Source organism: Paenibacillus sp. FSL R5-0519, from assembly GCF_037974275.1.
Taxonomy (GTDB): domain Bacteria; phylum Bacillota; class Bacilli; order Paenibacillales; family Paenibacillaceae; genus Paenibacillus.
The window spans coordinates 5,985,672-6,006,663 of sequence record NZ_CP150234.1; the positions used below are offsets into that span (position 1 = coordinate 5,985,672).

Genomic DNA, 20,992 nt, shown 5'->3' on the forward strand with positions numbered 1-20,992 from the left:
GTCAGGGTTCGAACTCATTTTTGTTGCCTATTATACCACGATCTACCTCCAGCGAGAAACGCTCCTCACTGGCCACTATGAAGTAAACAATTCATTCAAAGGTTCTTATCCCCGTCCACGCCAAGAACATGAATGACATCATTTGGGTATACATGATTTCCAATCGCTTGCACCAGTGCAATATTCGTCATGGCCTGTGCAATGGTTGCGGCGTGGACTGCCCGGTATTTGTCTGCTCTGCCTTTCATCCAGCGATCCAGCAACTTCATGGCATGAGCGGCCATCTGTTCACCTAACCGCTTCTCATTTCGATCTCCCAGAATTAAGGAAGGACGGAAGATATGCAAAGATTGAAAACCGATATCGGACAATGCATCCTCCATCTCCCCTTTGGTCCGACTGTAAAAGACCCGGGAACCTGCACTCGCGCCCATGGAGGAGATCACCAGCATCTGGGGTACCCCATGTTGCTTCGCAAGCATAGCCGCACAAACAGGGTAATGATAATCCACCTGACGGAAATTTTCCTGACTGCCTGCTTTTTTGATCGTTGTACCCAAACAGCAGTACAGATCATCGATTCCATCGAATAATTCGCCTTGGCTCTCCAGCTGTTCCCAATCCACCACATGCTGTTCCAGTTTGGGATGTTGCAGCTCAAGCGGACGTCTAACCAGAACGCGAACCTGACTGTATGCCGAGTGCTCCAGCAGATGATGAACCAGCAATTCGCCTACAAGTCCCGTGGCTCCAATCACCATGGCTTTCCGTTCGAGACGATTCAAATACATCCCTCCACTTCGCCATCTTTTTTGAATTCATACCAGTGTATATAGTTCATTACTATTTTAACAGTACGCGACGTCCAAGGGTAAACGTAAGAATGAGCATGACTACACCAACCCCCACCTGAAATCCATATGCTGAGATCCAGGCCAGCGCGTCGGACCAGTTCTCCATCTTTTCATACAACCAGCCACCGAGCAGCGGCCCAAGAAATGAAGTCACTCCCGTCAGAGCCGAATACACGGCGACAAACATCGGTCTTTCACTTTTGGGGGTGTCTCCGATCGTAAAGTTAAATGCCAACTGATTGAATCCACCCACCCCGATCCCAAGAAAGATATGAGATAGAAATAGTGCAATCAATACGGGCATAAACGACATTAATCCCCACGACAGACAGGAGAGTGCGATGACCGGTAATGTCCAAAATAGGAGGGTTTTGTTGCTAAACCTGGCATTAAGATTGCCCCAGACATAGAAACCTGCCATCATAACCAGCGTCTGGACCACTGTGATCAGGGATACAGTCTGATAATTAATGTTTAATAGATCGAGCATAACATAGGAATAAAGCGGAACAATCAAGGTCTGGATTAATAACCAGACAGCCAGAAACAGCGTTGCTTTCAGGAATGAACGATCCTGGAACGGCTTGATAAACATCCGCCAGAAAACCCTTTCGGTCGAACGCTCAAATGGTACATCCGGATAAAAGAAATAAATGACTGTATTGGCAATAGCGCAGATCCAAACCGGAATAAACAGGATCAGAAAGCCTATTTCTCCGGGGTAACGGTCCAATACAATACCACCTGCGAATAAGCATACGCTTCCAAGAGCATTCAGAATCGTATTTCGAATTCCGAAGTAACGCCCTCTCACCTTGGCAGGTACGATGTCGCCAATCAGTGAAGTCCAGATCATGCCGCCGATCGTATTCGATATAAAAGCAACCGTATACACACCAATATATACGCTTACCCACCACTCTTTGGGGAATATAAACGGGATCAGTCCCGTCGCACTCCATAAGATACGATGTGTGCCCACAAATAAAAGCAGCATACGTTTGCGACTGCGAATACGCTGCATCCAGTAAGCTGCTCCGATCTGGGCAATGTTTACGAAGGTCGTAATGGCGAGCACAAAGCCGATATGTCTCGACCCGGCCCCAAGGTACAGCAGAAACCCGGTTAAGAACGGGCCTCCCAGCAATGTCTGTAAAATTATTGCCGGTACACCCTCCCATGTTGCAATTGATAAATTTGTGCGTTGTGTCGAACCCTTGCGCCGTGGTTTGCTTGCTGACGGGGGAGGGTTAACGTTGACCGTCTTCTGTATGGGGATACACTCCTTAGACCGGGTCTCAAAAGCCGGTCGATGCTAGTTGTCATCCCAAATTCTACTCACGGCGCGGAGGTTGTCAACTCATTTTTTCACGGTTCAACGGAAGATAGAGATGGAAGGTGCTTCCCTTGCCTTCAACGCTCTCAAGTTCAATCGAACCTCCCAGTAATCTCGCCAAATCCCGACTGATCGAGAGACCAAGTCCGGTACCGCCAAATTTCCGACTAATCGACCCGTCAGCCTGCTGAAATGCTTCAAATATGGAATGATGCTTGTCCTCAGAAATACCAATGCCGGTGTCCTGAACGGAGAAAACGAGCCACCCATTCTGAATACCTGCATTCTTCCTCTGCTTGGTACTTACAGTCAGCGTGACCTTCCCTCGGTGAGTGAACTTGATGGCATTCGACATCAGATTCCGCAAAATCTGTTGAACCCGCTGGGGATCAGACCAGAGTGTGTCGGGCAGTCCCGGTTTCTTATCCATCTGCAACTGAATACCCTTTTTCTCGGCAACCAGTTGGAAGTGGCTCATGGCATCTTCGGTAAGTTGTGCCACACTGATATCCTCCAGTACTATATCCAGCCGCCCCGCTTCCACTTTGGACAGATCCAAAATATCGTTAATGAGTGTGAGCAGCTCCTGTCCGGATTGGTCGATCATGGTGGCGAAACGTACAATATCCTCGGGGTCCATCGTGTCCGCGTTCTCGCTGATCATCTGGGCAAAGTTAATAACACTGTTCAATGGTGTACGCAACTCATGTGACATATTGGCGAGAAATTCGGATTTGTACTGTGAGGCGATCATCAATTGTTTCGCTCGATCCTCCAGTACAATCTGGGCTTTCTGTAGCTCTTCCTTTTGCACAGATAATAGCCGGTTCGTACTTTGGATAAGCAAAATCCGGTTCTGTTCATTCTGAAAATCACGTAATATAAACGCAAACATAAGGCTTAACAAGATACCTGCCGGAAGCGTGTAAGGCATAATATGAGAGAAAAAATATGTAGCCGGGATGACGCCAAAGATAGCGATGCCCACACTATTGACCACATTGACGATAATTACAACAAGGATGCCTTTTGTGATCAGTCTGAAGTCGCTGCGTCTCATCCATATATTTAAACCCGCACATATTACACCGAGTAAAGTCATATTAATTACCGCTGCCACCGTAGCATCCGTGATACCAAACGTTAACCTGGATAAACCTATCCCTACACCCACAATAATTACACTATAGGGTTGTCTGTACGTTAGAACGGCAACAATTATAGGAACATAACGAAGGTCAAATACCACTTCATCCGTGAGTTGAAATCCAAAAACCGTACTGATCCAGCCTGCAAAGACGAGGACAAGCACTGAACCGATCTGCTTCATTCGGGAAGAAGCACGTATGACGATATATTTATAGAACACACTGGCAAGATAGGCAATCGTTATAAGCATCCCCATATTCAATACGAACATTTTCAAAAATTGCATTTACTCACTCCTGTTGTCCCGACTTTACTGGCCTTGTTACCATCGTCCGTATGTGTTTCTATCATATCATGTCCTTTGAAATTACTGCATTCCTTCTTCGTCAAAAAAGTACACAAAAATACACAAATCAGGATTCAATTTGTGTGCGGAACGTAGTAAAATATATTGTTGTTCAAATTTGAACTACTATATAGATTGAACTAAAGAAATAGATATTTGCTAGGGGCATGTTCGTCGGAACATGAATGAAAGGAGAACGCTGTTGTGCAATTATTAAAAAGTAAATCCTATTGGCTGTCATTAAGTTTGATGTTGTCATTGGCTGTCATGGGGCTATTCTATGATATTCTTAATAGTCCGGAACGCGGGTTCGTAATACTTAATTCCTCGCTTGACCAGATCATTCCCTATGTACCCGCCATGTCCATTCCATATTTGGGTTGGTACCCATTTGTATTCGGTGTGCTCGCCTACCTGTGTGCCAAGGATCGACTGACGTATTATCGCGTCTTGTTATCCATGAATATCTGTGTCTGGATCTGTTATCTCATCTACTTCAACTTTCAGACCATGGTACCACGCCCAGAACTGACGGGTACAGGCCTGGGCGTATCTGTTCTCGGATGGCTCTACAGCCAGGACCGCCCGTTTAATTGTTTTCCAAGTATTCATTCTCTGCACTCTTATCTGGTTATGCGTGCCGTTCTCTCGGTTCCAAGCATTCGCAAACCCATTAAGCTGTTGGTGGCTGCAGGAGCAGCGACCATTATCGTATCCACGCTTATGATCAAACAACATGTGATCTATGACGCCTTGGGTGCCATCATACTCGGCGAATGTGTTCTCACCATCATAACCGGCCTCGCTCTACACCGGAGACGCAGAAAAGAATCGAAGTGGACAGAGGGGATCAACTGATCCCTCACTTCGATGGTTTCTGAAGATGCTGTTGTCGTCTCCATTCATCAATAAACAAACCTGCAAAATAGGGGTCCCATTGGGTCCCTTTTCCTTCTTCCAAAATCGTTAGCGCTTTCTCGTGACTCATCCCATTCCGATAAGGTCGATCCGACGTCATGGCATCAAAAGCATCCGCTACTGCTATAATGCGGCCAAAAAGGGGAATATCTTCACCAGCCATCCCATCCGGATATCCTTTGCCATCATATCTCTCATGGTGAGACCGTACACCCGGCAGAAAGTCCGCCATGGCATCAATAGGCTCTATCTGTAACAGAATGCTCTCTCCCTGCACGGGATGTGTGCGAATAATCGCGAATTCTTCATCGCTCAGTTTTCCATCCTTCAGCAGTACCTCGTCCGGTATGCCGATTTTCCCGATATCATGGAGTAGAGCTGATTTGTACAATAAATCCGCCTGTTCCTCATTCATTCCGCTCAGCTTGCCAATCATCAGTGAATACTCGGCCACCCGCATAGAATGCCCTGCGGTGTACTTATCTCGAGCGTCCAAAGCCGCCGCCAGCATCGAAAAATAACTTTGCAACAACTGTCGATTGCGTTCCTGCCTCATCTCCAGCCGATTAATCATCATATTAAAGCCGGAGATCAGTGCAGAAAATTCATCCGCATACAGATCAGGAGCTCTTCTGCCGAGGTCTCCCTCCTGAATTCGGTTCATCTCCTGTGTCAATTCAGCAACCGGATCACGAACATCCCGAATCAACAGCCAACTTCCCACCAGTGCAAACCCAGCACCAAGAACAACGATGACAATCCCCCACAGAATGTACTCTCTCGCAAATTCTCTGTCCATATACTGAAGGCGGATTGAGGTAGCGAGGAAAAATAAAAATAACGGGAACAATCCGATGAGTGATGTACTTAGCTGAAATTTACGCTGGATCGATACTAGGATACGTCCTCCCAGTGAAGGCTCCATCCCGTATTGGATTTTGCCTCGATGACGGACCTCAAGTAACAAGGGTCTTATCGCCCTCACCGTCAGGTAATACTCAATGAGCGCATGCATGATGGCAATCAAAAATGCACATGCGGCAGCCACTACTATGTACACGTACGGGAACTCAAGCCACCCCGTGGATATCATCCATATGGTTAATCCCGCTGCCGGAATCGAAAAACCAAGCATGTGCGGACCCATAATTCGATATATGGTCTGTCCCGGGAAACGATGAATTTTCTCGTACATATGGTTCAATTCGTCTCGCTCGTGATGCTCGGAAGTGAAAAATTGTCTTATGGGTCCAAGCTGCACCCACAGCGTAATTAACTCTGCAACCAGCATGAACAAAATTGAAATCAGTACAATGCCGATGAGTCGAACAAATTGAATATCGGGTATTTGTAATGTAGATACCATAACCACTGTACCAACAACAAAAACAGCTGCCAGTGAACCGATCAGATAATTGCGTATCAGGCGAAAGATAAATGAACGGTATGCTTCCAACTGAACCCCTCACTCTCTATGTGCAAACCCGTTCTCCCTTGATATACGGGAAAATTAGGGTATTTCCTTCTATTTGTTTATCGGTTGCACCGCCAAAAAAAATTAATAAAATTCAATAGATGGGTACCAAGATCTCAACTGTCGAATCGTTTCAAAAAATTTGGCTCTGTCCCGTCTTCTGGTGGTAATCTGTAAAACACGAAAAGGCTGCTCCACAACCGGAGCAGCCTTTGGTGATATATCCTATATTTATCCTTTGATCTTGGCAGCCAGAATCATCGTACCCCTTGGTTCATCCCCCATGGCATCCGGTTCTAGCGTGATCGCAACCGTGTCATAGTCGTTGGCCGAATCCAATGTGTAGTATACCGCACCCGTCCCATCACGACTAAGGAACGTCCCCGCATTCTGAGGCGTATCTCCCTTGATCAACCACACCTGAAATGCCTCATTGCCTTCCAGATTCGGCAGGTTCTCAGCCTGCACAACCAAGTGAGTGCCTTTGCTGTCAATTACGATGGTTGCGAGACCCTGAGCTACAATATCCTGCGTTGCAGGATTCAGCTTCACTGCCTCGCCAGTCTGCATGCCCTGTGCAGGTTCCAGTGCTGATGCCAGCTGCTCTTGCAGCTGCGCATTCTGCGCCTGTACCTGCACCAATTGCTCTTGCGTAGCCGACGAGCCCGCCGCTTGCTGCGTCAGCGAGTCGATCTGGCTCTGCAGCTGCGCCGCGTACACGCCAAGCACCAGCGCCGCTGCCGCAAGGCCGGCGCTGGCCACGCGCCAGGCGCGGCTGCTGCGCGCACGCGCGCGCCCTTGAGGCTGCCATGGCTGTGCCTGGGCAGCCTCTTCTCCCCGGGCCGCAGGCACCGCCGTTACCGGCGGCAGGCCTGGCCCGGGCTGCGCCGCATGTTCGTACTGCGGCGCAAGATCCTCCTGAAGCACCACGGGTGCTTCAGGTTGTGCAGGAGCAGCCGCCGGCTTCGCCTCGGCGCTCTCCTGCACATGTCCGAGCACGTTGCCCAGCACGCGTGCTCGCATGCCTGGCGGCGGTGCTACAGGTTCCGCCGCAAGTGGCAGGAAGCCAGTCACTTCCTGCAATTCCCTCACCTCCTGGCGACAAGTTTCGCAAGTTGCCATATGGGCTTCAAACGCTGCCACTTCCTCTGCTTCCAGTCCGCCCAGCACATACATCGGTGCCAGATCAGACCACTCCTCATGTCGCTCTATCATGGATGTATGCCCTCCCTTCCCGCGTCCGGATGCAATTCAGCATCGGCCAGCAACTTTTGGAGCTGTCGCATGGCAAGCCTGACACGGCTCTTTACTGTACCCAGCGGAATCCCGAATCGGCTGGATACTTCCTGCTGGGTTAATCCCGCATAATAAATCGATTCTATAACTTGCTGCTGATCACCATTCAGTTGGGACAACGCCTCTTTAATCCGAGTGCCTTCCCATTTACGCTGCACTTCTTCTTCCGTATTCGTATGCTCATCGGCATAGGCCGCCAGTGTCTCGTGTTCAACTGAAGTAGCCGCTGCCCCTTTCGATCTCCGCCTCAGCATGTCCACTGCTATGTTGCGCGTAATCGCAAACATCCATGTGGTCAGCTTCCCCTGTGAGGCATCGTATCGTTCAGCATTATTCCAGACCCGCATAAAAAGTTCCTGAACGGTCTCTTCGGCCGTCATGGGATCGCCAACGATCCGATAGGCAAAAGAATACACCGCTCGCTCATAACGGTCATATAAAAGCTCCAGTGCGGAGGAATCACGTTCCGCAATCTGTCGCATTAACCTGCTGTCCTCCATCGATTCAGTCATGCGAGGGCCCCTTTCTGTTTCTTCCCTCTTATTATAACCTACGCAGAATCTTTTGAAGAGGATTACCTCAATTGAGAAATAGTTTGAAAAAATTCTGTTTATTTTCAAACGAATATTTCAGCTATTGTCTTGAAGGACTACCCGGTAAACATGTTTTTCTGTTCGCACTTTCCTTTTTATTGCAATAAATTACAACCTGTGGTATAGTATAAGAGTTGTATTAAACAACCTCATATGATTTCTGTCTTCTTTAAACCCCGGAATATTTTCTTCATGCTGCGACCGCAGCGAATTAAGCACAATCAACCTATGAAGATTGAAGAACCTGCATCACAATAACCCGGTAGTACAGAGTTTCACAAGATGTTCCCATTCACACTGGCGCGGTCATCGGAGCCGCAAGGACAAAAGAGAGGTAGGGCTTTTGTTGTTTTGGATATCACTTATTCTTGAGAAGATTGAAAACATACACAAAGCACCCGGAATTGGGTTCCGGGTGTTTATCCATGTCTACATACACATTTCAAGCACCGTCTATACACTGTCAGACCCCGTTCCCTCAGGAGAACAGTCTCTCCTTCCGCCTATCGGGCTCACCAGACGCTAACGAATCCTGTACACCTTATATTGAGAATTTCTACGGTATGTAAAATCTAACAAAGTTAATCCATGTCACTTCATGAGTATAGGCTCCAAATGTACCCAAATTCAGCTCATAAGACGTCTACGATTCGTTAAACTTTTGAAACGTCAGAAATTCATGGAATAGAGCCTGTGGAGTTCGTTAAAGAATGATTCACAAAGTAAAAAAGGGACACCGCAGGATCATTCCCTACGCTGTCCCGTTCTGACTCATAGATACGTTATGCCCTTTTGCCCCATCATTGAACTCAGGTTTTTTTATCTGCTACTTGAGTCAGCGCCTATCTTAACGGCCCACGATTAGCGAAAGCCTCTTTGCATTCACAACAATTAGATGAACATCGTTTTGGAGATAATAACCAGCAGGATGAACAGTACAAGGATCGTGCCCATGGAACCCCAGCTTCCGCCGCCATGCCCATAGGATACGCCACAACCCTGTTGATAACCGTGCATCATTGGAGCCTGATTGGCATGGTGTCCGTATCCATAGCCATATCCCATTGGCATTGTTCCACAACCATATCCATACCCATGCATTTCATGACCTGTGTATTGGTATCCTTGCATATGCTCATAACCTCCCATATGTCCGTATACATGCCCCTGTCCGTTCGGTGAATTCGGTTTTACTTCGCTCATTGTTCATTCCTCCTTAACATTTGCCTACACCCCTAAGCTATGTATTCAGCCTACCTCTGGACCGGGCTATCGCCCTACTTCCGACAAAATGGGCGTTTAGCCGTTAAGTAACCATCTCTTTTTTCGAAAGAATAATCCGTCTTGCGCACTCGTAAATCCCATTCAATTCTTCCGTTCACCATAAGCTATCTCCTCTCCCTGCTTTCCACCATGCTTGTCCTCTAGAAAAAAACCCCACCGGTTGCCCGGCAGAGCTCGCCATATTATACCCAGAATGATTTAGTGATGATTACAAGAAGAATGAACAGAACCAGGATTGCTCCGGTTGATGTCCAGCCGCCATAGCCTACGCCTTCAACTACATTGCTCATGCAGAACCCTCCTTTACGAATATATTAGGGTCCAATCCGGTTATTAGATCAGGAATGCTTTAGAAATAATGACCAACAAGATAAAGAGAACCAAGATCGCGCCAGTCGATGTCCATGCGCCGCCGTATCCACCTACTACTCCACTCATGTAAACCCCTCCTTTGATTTGAGGTACAGTTCACTATATGCACCAATCACACATGGGACCGGGCTCAGGTCGAAAATGGGCTGTTCTTTTCACAAATTATTCTCTGAACATACATACAGGATTAGTTGTTATCAAAGTCCGTCAGTTATGCTCAAATACGTTTAAGTCATAAATAAATCTCACCGGTATATCGACCGTATGTATGTACACCAAACATTTGAATAAAAATGTTACGAATTACGATGAAGATTTCAAACAAATTAGCGGTGGATACATCAACGTCACTTTGCTTGGAGCTTCATTGGTAGTTGCCGATTAAACTGTTAAATGAGCATACAAAAAGGCCAGCTCTTGGAGAGACTGGTCTTTTGGACATTCGATTAAAGAATGTGGCGTATTTACATAACGAACAACCAACCATATATATATTAGGAATTAATTAGGTCTTGCCTGAAGTGACGTCAGTTTATCCTGTACCGATTGTAACTTCTGTATACTTGAGGCATCCGGTTTGTCACGACGGTCGTCAATTTTGACGGATGTGGACACACGCTGGGCTCCTGACAGAAACGGTGCTTCATGCAGAGCCGCAATTGCTGTAAAGATCTCGTTAAGCGGTCCCTCAATAATGGTACTCATGGAAGTCAACTGATATGTAATGCCCCGCTGATGTTCCAATACCTTTTGCATGTCCGCCACATAACTGCTTAGACTCGTTGTACCCGTTCCGATTGGAATGACAGTCACTTCTGCTATTGCCATTTTGCTCCGCCTCCTCTGGGCCCCGTGAACAACCGCTGCCGCTTATTTTAGTCGAAATTTGACTACTTTTATTCTACCAGTTGAATGCGTTACAATTCAAACTGACGTGAACACGTCATTCAAAATGTTCAAAATTTTTTTTTGATAAATCTTCAAATCTTCCAGTCCTTTTCCTTTGCGGATTCCTCGCTTAAATGGTATACTCGGAATTACGTTTTACTGGTTCCGCCCACTTTACAAACACAATATGTTGGGTTACAGTATGTTGACAGCTACAAAATGTAGTAACGCTAGATTTCTCCGCTTCTAATAGTCACCTTCTGCATTCTCGCGAAAAACAGGATGAAATCACCTCCAAAGGCACGTCCCTGTAGGTGTAAATCGCTTTCTCGAAACAGAGTTGACACGGAGGTTAACGGGGCTGTTTGGACTGCATCCGGTATCCTCAAACTACAGGCACATCTGCATATAGACAAAAGTTTACATAAGCACCCTTCTCTGTCGATATCCTGAACCTTCAAGACAGCAAGGAAGCCAGAGCATCCATGGGCATTTTCAGCCGCGAGGCGGGAGAATGCTTTTTATATGAGCATGTTCTGCATTGTGCTGCTTTGTGCGCTCAAGTTGAGCGATCTAAGACATGATTTGTCGCCGCCGTTTCAGTCCGCAAAACGTAACCCTATTTCTTTTTCTCACCGTAAGAAAGACACTCAATTCTTTATATAAAGAATTTCTCCAATTTATCTCTTAAACATGCGAAAGCGAGGAATATTCATGCCACAAGTTGTGACCAAGCCGAACAACCGCCAGCTTGCCTTTGATGATATGCGTATCTCGGTATATGCCGACCGTATTCTGGAAGGACTGGACATGCTCGACAAGGAACGTCTGGTACGCGGGGTAAACAGCAAGCTCCGCCGTGATGAAGTTACCGGAGACGAGATCAGCAACGCTTTTATGATGAGCGCACTGGAACTGGTAACCAAAGAGGAGCCTAACTGGAAATTTGCAGCGGCACGCTCCCTGCTCACTTCCCTGTACAAAAAAGCGGCTACCAACCGCAGATACAAGTCATACCCGGACGAGCCTTATGGGGCATTTCACCCTCTTCTTGTAGATCTCGTGAAAAAAGGCATCTACCGTGAAGAATTGCTGGAATGTTACACCAAAGAACAGATCGATGAACTTGCGGAGTGCATTGACTATCGCAACGACCTGCTCTTCGATTATATCGGCTTGCTCACACTGGCAGAACGTTACCTTGCTCACGATTTTGACGGAAAAGTAATGGAGTTGCCTCAAGAGCGTTACATGGTTATTGCGATGTACCTGATGCATCAGGAACCTGCTGAGAAACGTATGGATCTCGTCAAGGAAGCTTACTGGGCGATGAGCAACATGTATATGACAGCAGCTACACCTACGATGTCCAATGCGGGCAAAAAAGTGGCTGGACAACTCTCCAGTTGCTTCATTGATACTGTGGACGACTCACTTGAAGGTATCTTCGATTCCAATACAGATGTAGCCCGTCTGAGCAAAATGGGCGGCGGCATCGGCGTTTACCTTGGTAAAGTCAGAGCTCGTGGATCAGATATCCGTGGACACAAAAACACAAGTTCCGGTGTAATCCCTTGGATTCGCCAACTGAACAATACAGCGGTCAGCGTAGACCAGCTTGGTACACGTAAAGGTGCCATTGCCGTATATCTGGACGTCTTCCACAAAGACATTCTGGCCTTCCTTGATCTGAAGCTGAACAACGGTGACGAACGGATGCGTGCACATGACGTATTCCACGGGATCTGTCTGCCTGACCTGTTCATGGAGCGAGTAGCCAGCCGCGGTGAGTGGAGTCTGTTCTGCCCGCACGAAACGAAAAAAGTGATGGGCTGGAAAGATGAGAACGGTCGTGCACTCGGACTGGAAGATTTCTATGATGAAACTGTAGGCGCAGGCGCGTTCCGTGAGAAATATGAGGAAGCGGTCAACCACCCGCTGTTGTCCCGTATCACGGTTCAGGCGATTGATATTATGAAACGTGTGATGAAATCCCAACTGGAAACAGGTACGCCGTACATGTTCTACCGGGATACCGTTAACCGTTCGAACCCGAACAGTGCACACGGCATGGTATACTCTTCCAACCTTTGTACCGAAATCATGCAGAACCAATCTGCGACTGTAGTTGAAAAGGAAGAGCTCGTAACCAAGGATGGACAAACCCGCATCGTGATTTCCAAAGTACCTGGCGATTTCGTAGTCTGCAACCTAAACTCGATTCACTTGGCACGTGCTGTACCTCATGATGTATTGGAACGTCTGGTACCGATTCAGGTTCGTATGCTGGACAACGTTATCGATATCAACAACATTGAAGTGCTGCAAGCCCAATACACCAACAGTCAATACCGTGCGGTTGGTCTGGGAACCTTCGGACTTCATCATCTGCTTGCTCTTGAAGGCATTCGTTGGGAATCGGAAGAAGCTGTCACATATAACGATAATCTCTATGAAAAAATTAACTATCTGCTTGTGAAAGCCAGCATGGAACTTTCAAAGGAAAAAGGACATTATCCGAAATTCCAAGGTTCCGATTGGCAAACAGGCAAATACTTCGACCAACGGGAATACACAACTGGTGAGCGCGTGGGCGAATTCGTTACAACAGAACAATGGAAAGAACTGCAAGCAGAGGTTCAGCAAAACGGTGTCCGTAACGCTTGGATGTTCGCCATTGCACCAAATGGTTCAACGTCCATCATTGCAGGTTCAACAGCCAGCATTGATCCACTTTACGAACTGTTGTCCTATGAAGAGAAAACGACATACAAGATTGCCAATCCGGCACCTGATCTGTCCGAAAAAACGATCTGGTACTACAAAACAGCATTCATGGTCGATCAACATGCTTCCATTAATATGGCTGCTGCTCGTCAACGCCACGTCGATCAGGGACAGAGCTTCAACCTGTATGTTCGTCCGGATATCAAAGCAACGGAATTCCTGGAACTGCACTTGCACGCCTGGAGAGCCGGCATGAAATCGACGTATTACGTTCGTAGCCGGGCATTAACCATTGAAGAATGCGATTCTTGCGCAAGCTAAGTTTTATCCTTGATAGAGCAGATTGACTAGATTCACGATGACCACCAGGGCATCCTGTTTTGATTGCAAAATGGCGTTGCCCTGGTTCTTTTTTGCCTAAAACACGATCACAGCATCGCAAGATGTTGATATAGATGCCACCCTAATATATATAAGAATTAATGATTACACGATAACGAAGAGGATAGAACAAAGCTGAAGAAGCGGAGCTAAAAGCTTTCTGAAAGAAAGCTACTTCGGAAGCATACACTTCGCCTTTATTACCGGATTTTCCCTTTGAAAGAGGGAATCAAAAAAATCAGGGGATAACAGCGATCGTAAGGTTGTTCTATCATCGTAGTTATAAAGTGTAAATTCATTCAAGGAGTGAACGGACGATGCAAGTACAGAAAATTTTTAACACCGAAGCCCCTAACCAATCCACCCGTATTATTGAAGGTGAATGCTCCGGTATCCTGAACTGGAACGACATTCGCATGCCACATATGTACAAATTGTACAAAGTACTGCTACTCAACCACTGGATTGCAGACGAGATTCCCATGTCCAAAGATGCTTCCCAGTTTGCTCAACTGGATGAGGAAGAACAACGTACATTCAAAATCAACATCTCCCTGCTCGCGGTACTTGATTCCATGCAGACGATGTTTGTGGGTGACGTAAAACGTTACTTTACCGATTCTTCACTCGAAGCGATCTCGGCCATTATTGGACAGCAGGAAGTTGTTCATAACCAATCGTATTCCTACGTCCTCTCTTCCATCGTATCTGATCGGGAGCAAAAGGAAATTTTTGAATACTGGAAACATGATCCGGTACTGCTCGACCGCAACCGTTTCATTGCTGATATCTATCAGAACTTCCGGGACGAGCCGTCTCCACAGACGTTCTTCCAAGCCATGGTAGCCGATCTGGTACTCGAAGGAATCTTCTTCTATAGTACGTTTGCCTTCTTCTACAACCTGGCCCGTGACCAGAAAATGATGGCAACCAGCCAGATGATCTCATATATCCAACGGGATGAAAACCAACACTGTTACTTCTTCGCTGAAGTGTATAAACAATTGCTGGTGGACTTCCCTGAACTGAACACACCTGAGAACATGGAATATGTATACACAACCATTAATCGTGCGGTTGAGCTTGAAACCAACTGGGCACATTACACACTCAGCAACGTACGCGGCATTGATCTGAACGAGTTGGAAGATTACATCAAGTACATCGCCAACAAACGTCTGCGTCTGATGGGTATGGAAAAAGCATATGAAGGTGTGGATGTAAACTGCATGCCTTGGATCAAACCATTCTCCGATGAAGCACTGAATGCAACCAAAACCGACTTCTTCGAAGCCAAATCCCGTAACTACGGTAAAGTTGGTGACGATAACGGATTTGACGATTTGTAAAATCTTCTGATCAAGTATCCCGATATAAATAAGCACACATTAAAGCACTCCCTTTGATAGAATGCCTTCATGGCTATCTGCATGCGGGAGTGTTTTTTTGTCTCTTAACCCTGTAAGATAGTTTGTAAAAGACTCACAACCCTCCTAACGAAATGAGGCCTATTCATGGAAAGAGAACTGCTGGAACAAATCAACTTGTGGCATGAGCAGGACCAATTCAGTCTCATTATTGAACGTATCGAGCGTATCCCCGTCTCAGAACGGGATTATGATCTGATTGGTCAACTCGCCAGAGCCTATAACAATGACGCACGTTACCGCGAAGCCATTCAACAACTGTTGTCTGTCGAGGAGCAAGGAGTAAACGACCCGCTGTGGCATTATCGCTTAGGGTACGCGTATTGTTATATCGCAAACTATGAACAAGCACTATTGGCGTTTGAGAGAGCTAACGAACTTCAGCCACATGATGAATCAACCCTTGAATTTCTAAGTCAGATTCGACCTTTCACCGAGAAGATGCGACGGGATCGACAACGCCATGAAGAACAAGTGAGAGAATGGGAGCAGCGTGGCACGTTGAACCATCTTCGTGCTGCTTCAGGAACGTACGACCCAGTGACATTCTGGAAGCAGAGTGATTATGCACGGGACAACCATGTGTCGGCCCCCTTTGACGAAGACATGATTGTATCGCTTGAACACGAATTTGGTTACAAGCTCCCTGCCTCCTATATTCAGCTTATGCATACCCAAAATGGTGGAATCCCTACACGAACGGTGTTCCCAACCGAAGAAGCAACCTCCTGGGCTGTGGACCATATTGAGATTTCAAGTATTTTGGGGATCGGCCGGGACAAGATGTATTCCCTTGGAGGAGAGTTTGGGAGTCGGTTCATGATCGAAGATTGGGGATACCCTGACCTGGGGATTGTGATCTGTGATTGTCCATCCGCTGGCCATGATGTCGTTATGTTGGATTATCGCTTCTGTGGTCCTGAAGGCGAACCCTGTGTCGTTCATGTGGATCAGGAAAATGATTATGAGATTACATATCTTGCGCCGAATTTTGAAGCTTTCATCCGTGGATTGGTCGATGAGGATTGGTATGACCTGTCTGACGAAGAGAATGAGGACTAAACTTCAGGAGGGTCCGGCCATATGACAACCCGTATCTATTTTGGTTCCAATCAACTTGGCGAAGTGGCTGCCATTTCATTGCAGGACGCGCTGAATGAACTTGAACTGGGAACCCTTGAAGACTATCAACGAACGGATAAAGGGGTTATGGGGCAGACCTTGCTCATTCGAACTTCCCGTGGAGAGTATATTCTGAAAGGCAATCCTTTATATACAGGACAGTTACAGGAAGAAAAGTTCTTTGTAGAACAACTGGCGAAACATACGTCCATTCCTGTCCCTAACCCCTATTTATTACAGGAAGATACCGAACTTCTGGGCTGGAGTTATGCCATCATGCCGCGCCTGCCCGGAAATCACCTGTGTGATCCGGCATTCCAGGCTTCACTGTCACAGCAGGATCAGGAAGAGATTGCCTGTATGCTTGCCCATACTTTGGCTGAGCTGCACCGTTGGAAGGTGCCTGATGCCGGGGAATATGATCCTGTAGCGCAGCAGATTGTTTCCTTTGCAGGAGATTACCTGGACTGGTTGTACGGAACCATTCGCCACTGGCTACATGATGCCGAACAGTACTCGGTGATTACGGATGAAGATGTCCAGTGGGTGGACGAGCAATTCAAGAATGCTGAACCTGCCTTTCGTTCCAAAGCTGTTCCGGGTTTTGTCATGGGAGACTTCAAAGTCGAGAATATACTGATTCAAAATGTGGACGACCGTTCTTCAGGTTGGCAGATTAGTGGCCTGTTCGATTTTACAACCGCCTATTTCGGAGACGGCACAGCCGACCTAACCAAAATATCCACCAGGTATGTTCGTGAGGGTCAACCAGAGCTGGCTGCAAAGTTCCTTCGCTGCTACCGGGATCTGATCTGTGCAGGAGATGAGGAGAAATGCCAACACTTCCGTTCACGTCTTAGCATGCATCTGCTCTATCAACGTATCTTGTGGTGGGGCGAAGCCAAAGCGACAGGACAAGTGACGTGGTCGGCCGACCTACCTTTTGCACAGTGGGCTCAGCAGTCCATCGATTCAATTCTCGCATTGCTGGATGAGTAAATTGGGACAGATTGCTCAAGGATAGCAGCCTTCCAAACTAACGTATGTATCACTCCATATATGCCGCCCAACATCTGGACGCACGAATATAACCGCCAAAGATCTAGAATGATCTCTGGCGGTTTTCGTCATACCACGATATATTTCGATCAACGATGAACCCCCGCTCAACTTAAGCCTGTGCGACGGGTGACTCCTGATGTTTCTGCAAAAACTCCAACATCCGGCGATACACGAGAATCTCGTTTGCCTTTCTGGAGAAACCGTGTCCCTCATCATCGAGAACGATGTATTCCACATCAAGTCCCTTCGACTGGAGCGCAGCCACGATCTGATCGGATTCGGCCTTCACGACCCTTGGATCATTGGCCCCCTGAATGACGAGCATTGGATTAACCATCTGATCGAGATACGTAATCGGTGAATCCTTCGTTAAACGTTCGCGGTCACGGACCGGATCACCGAGCCAGTTATCCATCATCGGCTTCCAGTCTTCCGGTACGGATTCCAGAAATGTGAACAGGTTACTTGGCCCAAAAATATCGACCGCAGCCCGGAACAGCTCCGGATGGCGACCCGCCAATAACAGGGTCATATATCCCCCATAGCTTCCACCTACCACAAACAACCGCTCTGGCGAGGTAATTCCCTGATCAAACAGCCAGTTGATCCCGGCAACACAGTCCAATCTTGGCCCTTCGCCCCAATCTCGTTCAACCAATTTGACGAACTCCGCACCATATCCGGTACTGCCCCGGAAATTCGGTGCAAAGATATGATAGCCTTGAGCGAGCATCATCTGGAACATTGGCCGGAAGAACTTCGCTTCGGAGGCTTGCGGCCCACCATGAGGCCAAAATACAGTGTATCCATTGGCCTGCTCTGGCTTTGCTTTGAACAAGAGAGCTTCAATCTCCAGTCCGTCATAGGAGTTATAACGAATAACGTCTGGGTACACGAGATCACTTGGGTCAAGTCCCGTTACCCGATTGGCCGTCAGCGGCTCCCATGAATCAGCACCTGCCATTTTGCGATATATGTTATGCGGCTGGATTGCTCCACGTCCGAGGATATACACATTGCCAGCCTTCGTCACGTTCACCTGCTCTATCGTATCCAGCGGCATATCTACGCGCCGAGGCTCATCGGCATTTTTGTCTAATACGTACATACGATTCTCCGGCCCTGTAAGTGTCCAGAAATATAAGGTCTCGGAAGCCTGATGCCAGCGAATAAACTCCACATCTTCCCCTTCGATATGGCACACTAGACGGAATTCACGGGTATCGATGCGATATTCAGCCACATAGGAATATGCCGAGCCATCATTGGTAATGAACAGAAGGCGATTGTCATCTGCAAAAATCAGATCGGATACCTGACTATGACGTTCTGAGGATGGCAAAATTACCATTTCTTCATTGTTACGATACAGATGTGCCGTCTGATACGTATTCGAGTACATTTTGAGAATGACATAACTCTTCTCGTCAGGACTTACAGCAACCAGGCTGCTCGTAACCTCTTCTCCACTGTACAACAGTTCATCTTCCCCTGTCTCCAGATCGATGCGCCGTGAATTCAGATAGTTCGGATTACCCGCGCTGGTGACATAATAGAGACGTTGTCCATCCTCGGACAACTCTGAGAAATAACAGCGATCATTCGGCTCCGCCGGAACCACAGGCAATGGAACCCCACCCTCGGGTGGGAGTGCATACAGATGATAGTTCTCATCTCCATCCCGATCAAACGCGGTAAGAAGATGCCGTCCTTGCGGGTCTGCTTTGATAAATTGACTGCTCTGATTCAAGTACGTTAAAGGATACGGATATCCTCCAGGCAAATCCATCGCCCAAATATTCGGCTGACCGTTCAGATTGCTGTCCATGAACAAACGTTTCTCGTCTGCCGATACGGCAAAATGCGAAATGCGGTACGTCTGAAAATATTGCTCAACATCCGGTTTAGGGAACTGAATCATGACAAACCTCCTTGGAATTGAACCAATGAATTTAACATTGGTAAATTAAGGTACCATTTGTCCATATTATAGGTAATGCCAATGTTTAGACAATAGATATGTGAGTTATAATTCCGATTCTCTCCATTTTCCCTCAAACTCATGGATAAAAAGTCATATGAGCTTTGTCTTCCCGATAATAATCCAGTCGTTGTTTCATCGTACCTGTATGCAGTTCAAACAGATGACCGTCCGGATCGGTAAAATATACAGATAATGCATCCCGCGGATCTCTTGGCCTTCCGGGAAGAATGTCGGCCCCGGCTGCTCGCAGCTGCTGCACGGACGCATCGAACTCCTCTTCTGTAACGGTAAATGCAATATGGGTATAGGTTCGTTCCGTATAATTGCGAATCACATCCTCCTGATTCAGAGCGATCCACAGACCGGCAAGTTCGAAATACGCCAGTTTGCGTCCTTTCACCTGAATCCGGGCACCGAGAGCCTGTTCATAAAAGGTAATGGCCCGCTCCAGATTGGACACGGAAAAGCACAAATGATTAATTCCCTGAATATTCATGTGGCTCCTGACACCTCCATCAATTTAAGGACCTATCCTTATTATGGTATATTCTGCGCAAAAAACAACAGGCTGACTGGCTCCTCTCGCACCTTCTTCTGGGCGGATGCATAGGTTATCCGTATCAATGAACGTTCGAGGAGGATGTAAAGCGAATGAATCCTGTCTATCCTTTTTATGGTGAGAAAACGGTGTGCAAGGAGCAAAAGCTGGCATTTCCACCCCAGCATCAGGACCAGCAACCCGGTCTGGAAACCCTGATGGTACCTGAACCGATTAGTGAAGATCCTGCATATATCGGCAGCTGCAAACTCGAAGGCAAAGTTGCCATTATTACGGGTGGTGATAGCGGAATTGGCCGGGCAGCAGCCATCGCTTTTGCCAAGGAAGGTGCGGATATCGTCATCGCTTATCTATATGAACGAACAGATGCCGAAAGGACTCGTGAACGGATCGAAGAGCTGGGACAGCGCTGTCTCTTAATCGAGATTGACCTGCGCTTAAAGAAAAACTGTGAAGCCGTCATCCGCTCGACAATGGAAACCTATGGGAAGATCGACATTCTGGTCAACAACCATGGCGTGCAGTATGTGCAACCAAGCATTGTTGATATAACGGAAGAGCAGCTGTACCATACCTTTCAGACGAACGTGTTCGCTTATTTTTTTCTGATCCAGGCTGCGCTCCCCCATCTGTGCAAAGGTGCCTCCATCATCAATACGGCTTCCATTACGGCATATAAAGGCAACACCCAACTGATCGACTATTCCTCCACCAAAGGAGCTGTTGTGTCGCTCACTCGTGTACTTTCCCAATCCCTCGCAGCACAGGGAATCCGCGTGAATTCTGTTGCCCCTGGCCCCATCTGGACACCGCTCATCCCTGCCAGCTTCTCCGCGGAGGATGTACAGGTATTTGGAACGGAGACACCCATGGGTCGGGCTGGTCAGCCATACGAATTGGCGGCAGCTTACGTCTATCTCGCCTCCCGCGATTCATCCTACGTCACAGGTGAATGCATTCATGTCAATGGCGGCGATATGGTGACGACATAGGCTAGTGTGGAATGTGGGTGATATCGTTAACCGATGTCACTCCACTTGGTAGAAACGTACAGATGATTAGCCAGGTCGGGATGGACCGTATTTTTGAACATGTGCTGCTGATGTCAGGTTGGATTTGGTAGGTGTGGCAGGATATCGGTTGTCCGGTTGCGAAGAGGGTTAGGAGTATGATCCCGGTAAAGACCGGAACCTGACATCTTGCGACAAGGAGCTGAACAA

At 47.3% G+C, this 20,992-nt stretch carries 18 protein-coding genes; 6 read left to right on the forward strand and 12 right to left on the reverse strand.

What is annotated here, in order from left to right:
• Nucleotides 1-95: 95 nt before the first annotated feature.
• The 3 genes from MKY73_RS26855 to MKY73_RS26865 all read right to left on the reverse strand — a co-directional run bounded on the left by MKY73_RS26855 (nucleotide 96) and on the right by MKY73_RS26865 (nucleotide 3,625).
• Nucleotides 96-761: an oxidoreductase gene (locus tag MKY73_RS26855; protein ID WP_339308769.1), complete on the reverse strand. Its 666-nt coding sequence runs from the start codon at nucleotides 759-761 to the stop codon at nucleotides 96-98.
• Between the two features lie 82 nt (nucleotides 762-843).
• On the reverse strand, nucleotides 844-2,001 hold the full coding sequence (locus MKY73_RS26860) for an MFS transporter (protein ID WP_339304394.1): 1,158 nt from the start codon (nucleotides 1,999-2,001) through the stop codon (nucleotides 844-846).
• Nucleotides 2,002-2,209: 208 nt separating this feature from the next.
• Entirely contained in the window at nucleotides 2,210-3,625 is a 1,416-nt protein-coding gene (locus tag MKY73_RS26865) for an ATP-binding protein (protein WP_339239325.1), read from the reverse strand.
• A 264-nt stretch (nucleotides 3,626-3,889) separates the two neighbouring features.
• Here MKY73_RS26865 and MKY73_RS26870 point away from each other — a divergent pair, with 264 nt between their 5' ends.
• Nucleotides 3,890-4,543, forward strand: coding sequence for a phosphatase PAP2 family protein (locus tag MKY73_RS26870; protein WP_339258625.1), 654 nt, complete (start codon nucleotides 3,890-3,892; stop codon nucleotides 4,541-4,543).
• Between the two features lie 4 nt (nucleotides 4,544-4,547).
• Here the strand turns inward: MKY73_RS26870 and MKY73_RS26875 are convergent, their stop codons facing one another.
• The 7 genes from MKY73_RS26875 to MKY73_RS26905 form a co-directional block, all read right to left on the reverse strand.
• Nucleotides 4,548-6,059 (reverse strand): HD domain-containing phosphohydrolase, encoded by a 1,512-nt coding sequence (locus MKY73_RS26875; RefSeq protein ID WP_339239323.1) that lies wholly within the window; start codon nucleotides 6,057-6,059, stop codon nucleotides 4,548-4,550.
• A gap of 249 nt (nucleotides 6,060-6,308) precedes the next feature.
• Complete coding sequence (locus MKY73_RS26880) at nucleotides 6,309-7,292, reverse strand: anti-sigma factor (protein ID WP_339304396.1); 984 nt, start codon at nucleotides 7,290-7,292, stop codon at nucleotides 6,309-6,311.
• Entirely contained in the window at nucleotides 7,289-7,885 is a 597-nt protein-coding gene (locus tag MKY73_RS26885) for a sigma-70 family RNA polymerase sigma factor (protein WP_339239322.1), read from the reverse strand. The genes MKY73_RS26880 and MKY73_RS26885 overlap by 4 nt, the downstream gene beginning before the upstream one ends.
• 972 nt (nucleotides 7,886-8,857) lie before the next feature.
• Nucleotides 8,858-9,169 (reverse strand): hypothetical protein, encoded by a 312-nt coding sequence (locus MKY73_RS26890; RefSeq protein ID WP_017690878.1) that lies wholly within the window; start codon nucleotides 9,167-9,169, stop codon nucleotides 8,858-8,860.
• 263 nt (nucleotides 9,170-9,432) lie between these two features.
• The gene (locus MKY73_RS26895; protein ID WP_017690879.1) at nucleotides 9,433-9,540 is read right to left on the reverse strand and encodes a hypothetical protein; all 108 of its coding nucleotides are present in this window, start codon (nucleotides 9,538-9,540) and stop codon (nucleotides 9,433-9,435) included.
• A gap of 43 nt (nucleotides 9,541-9,583) precedes the next feature.
• Nucleotides 9,584-9,688 carry a hypothetical protein gene (locus MKY73_RS26900; RefSeq protein ID WP_017690880.1) on the reverse strand — a complete coding sequence of 35 codons (105 nt, stop codon included), beginning with the start codon at nucleotides 9,686-9,688 and terminating at the stop codon, nucleotides 9,584-9,586.
• Between the two features lie 435 nt (nucleotides 9,689-10,123).
• The gene (locus tag MKY73_RS26905) at nucleotides 10,124-10,450 is read right to left on the reverse strand and encodes an MTH1187 family thiamine-binding protein (RefSeq protein ID WP_017690882.1); all 327 of its coding nucleotides are present in this window, start codon (nucleotides 10,448-10,450) and stop codon (nucleotides 10,124-10,126) included.
• A 774-nt stretch (nucleotides 10,451-11,224) separates the two neighbouring features.
• On the opposite strand from MKY73_RS26905, the gene MKY73_RS26910 reads away from it, so the two are divergent.
• From MKY73_RS26910 to MKY73_RS26925, 4 genes are all read left to right on the forward strand, one after another.
• Nucleotides 11,225-13,558 carry a ribonucleoside-diphosphate reductase subunit alpha gene (locus MKY73_RS26910; protein ID WP_339304398.1) on the forward strand — a complete coding sequence of 778 codons (2,334 nt, stop codon included), beginning with the start codon at nucleotides 11,225-11,227 and terminating at the stop codon, nucleotides 13,556-13,558.
• 377 nt (nucleotides 13,559-13,935) lie between these two features.
• Nucleotides 13,936-14,967 (forward strand): ribonucleotide-diphosphate reductase subunit beta, encoded by a 1,032-nt coding sequence (locus MKY73_RS26915; RefSeq protein WP_105601435.1) that lies wholly within the window; start codon nucleotides 13,936-13,938, stop codon nucleotides 14,965-14,967.
• Between the two features lie 165 nt (nucleotides 14,968-15,132).
• The gene (locus MKY73_RS26920) at nucleotides 15,133-16,107 is read left to right on the forward strand and encodes an SMI1/KNR4 family protein (protein ID WP_339304400.1); all 975 of its coding nucleotides are present in this window, start codon (nucleotides 15,133-15,135) and stop codon (nucleotides 16,105-16,107) included.
• 21 nt (nucleotides 16,108-16,128) lie between these two features.
• Entirely contained in the window at nucleotides 16,129-17,166 is a 1,038-nt protein-coding gene (locus MKY73_RS26925; RefSeq protein ID WP_339304402.1) for an aminoglycoside phosphotransferase family protein, read from the forward strand.
• A 172-nt stretch (nucleotides 17,167-17,338) separates the two neighbouring features.
• Here MKY73_RS26925 and MKY73_RS26930 read toward each other — a convergent pair whose 3' ends face one another.
• Both MKY73_RS26930 and fosB read right to left on the reverse strand, forming a co-directional pair.
• Nucleotides 17,339-19,150, reverse strand: a complete 1,812-nt coding sequence (locus MKY73_RS26930; RefSeq protein ID WP_339304404.1) for a S9 family peptidase — start codon at nucleotides 19,148-19,150, stop codon at nucleotides 17,339-17,341.
• Between the two features lie 139 nt (nucleotides 19,151-19,289).
• Nucleotides 19,290-19,709, reverse strand: coding sequence for a metallothiol transferase FosB (fosB, locus tag MKY73_RS26935; protein ID WP_307415181.1), 420 nt, complete (start codon nucleotides 19,707-19,709; stop codon nucleotides 19,290-19,292).
• 155 nt (nucleotides 19,710-19,864) lie between these two features.
• Here fosB and MKY73_RS26940 point away from each other — a divergent pair, with 155 nt between their 5' ends.
• Complete coding sequence (locus tag MKY73_RS26940) at nucleotides 19,865-20,764, forward strand: SDR family oxidoreductase (protein WP_339304406.1); 900 nt, start codon at nucleotides 19,865-19,867, stop codon at nucleotides 20,762-20,764.
• Nucleotides 20,765-20,992: the final 228 nt, after the last annotated feature.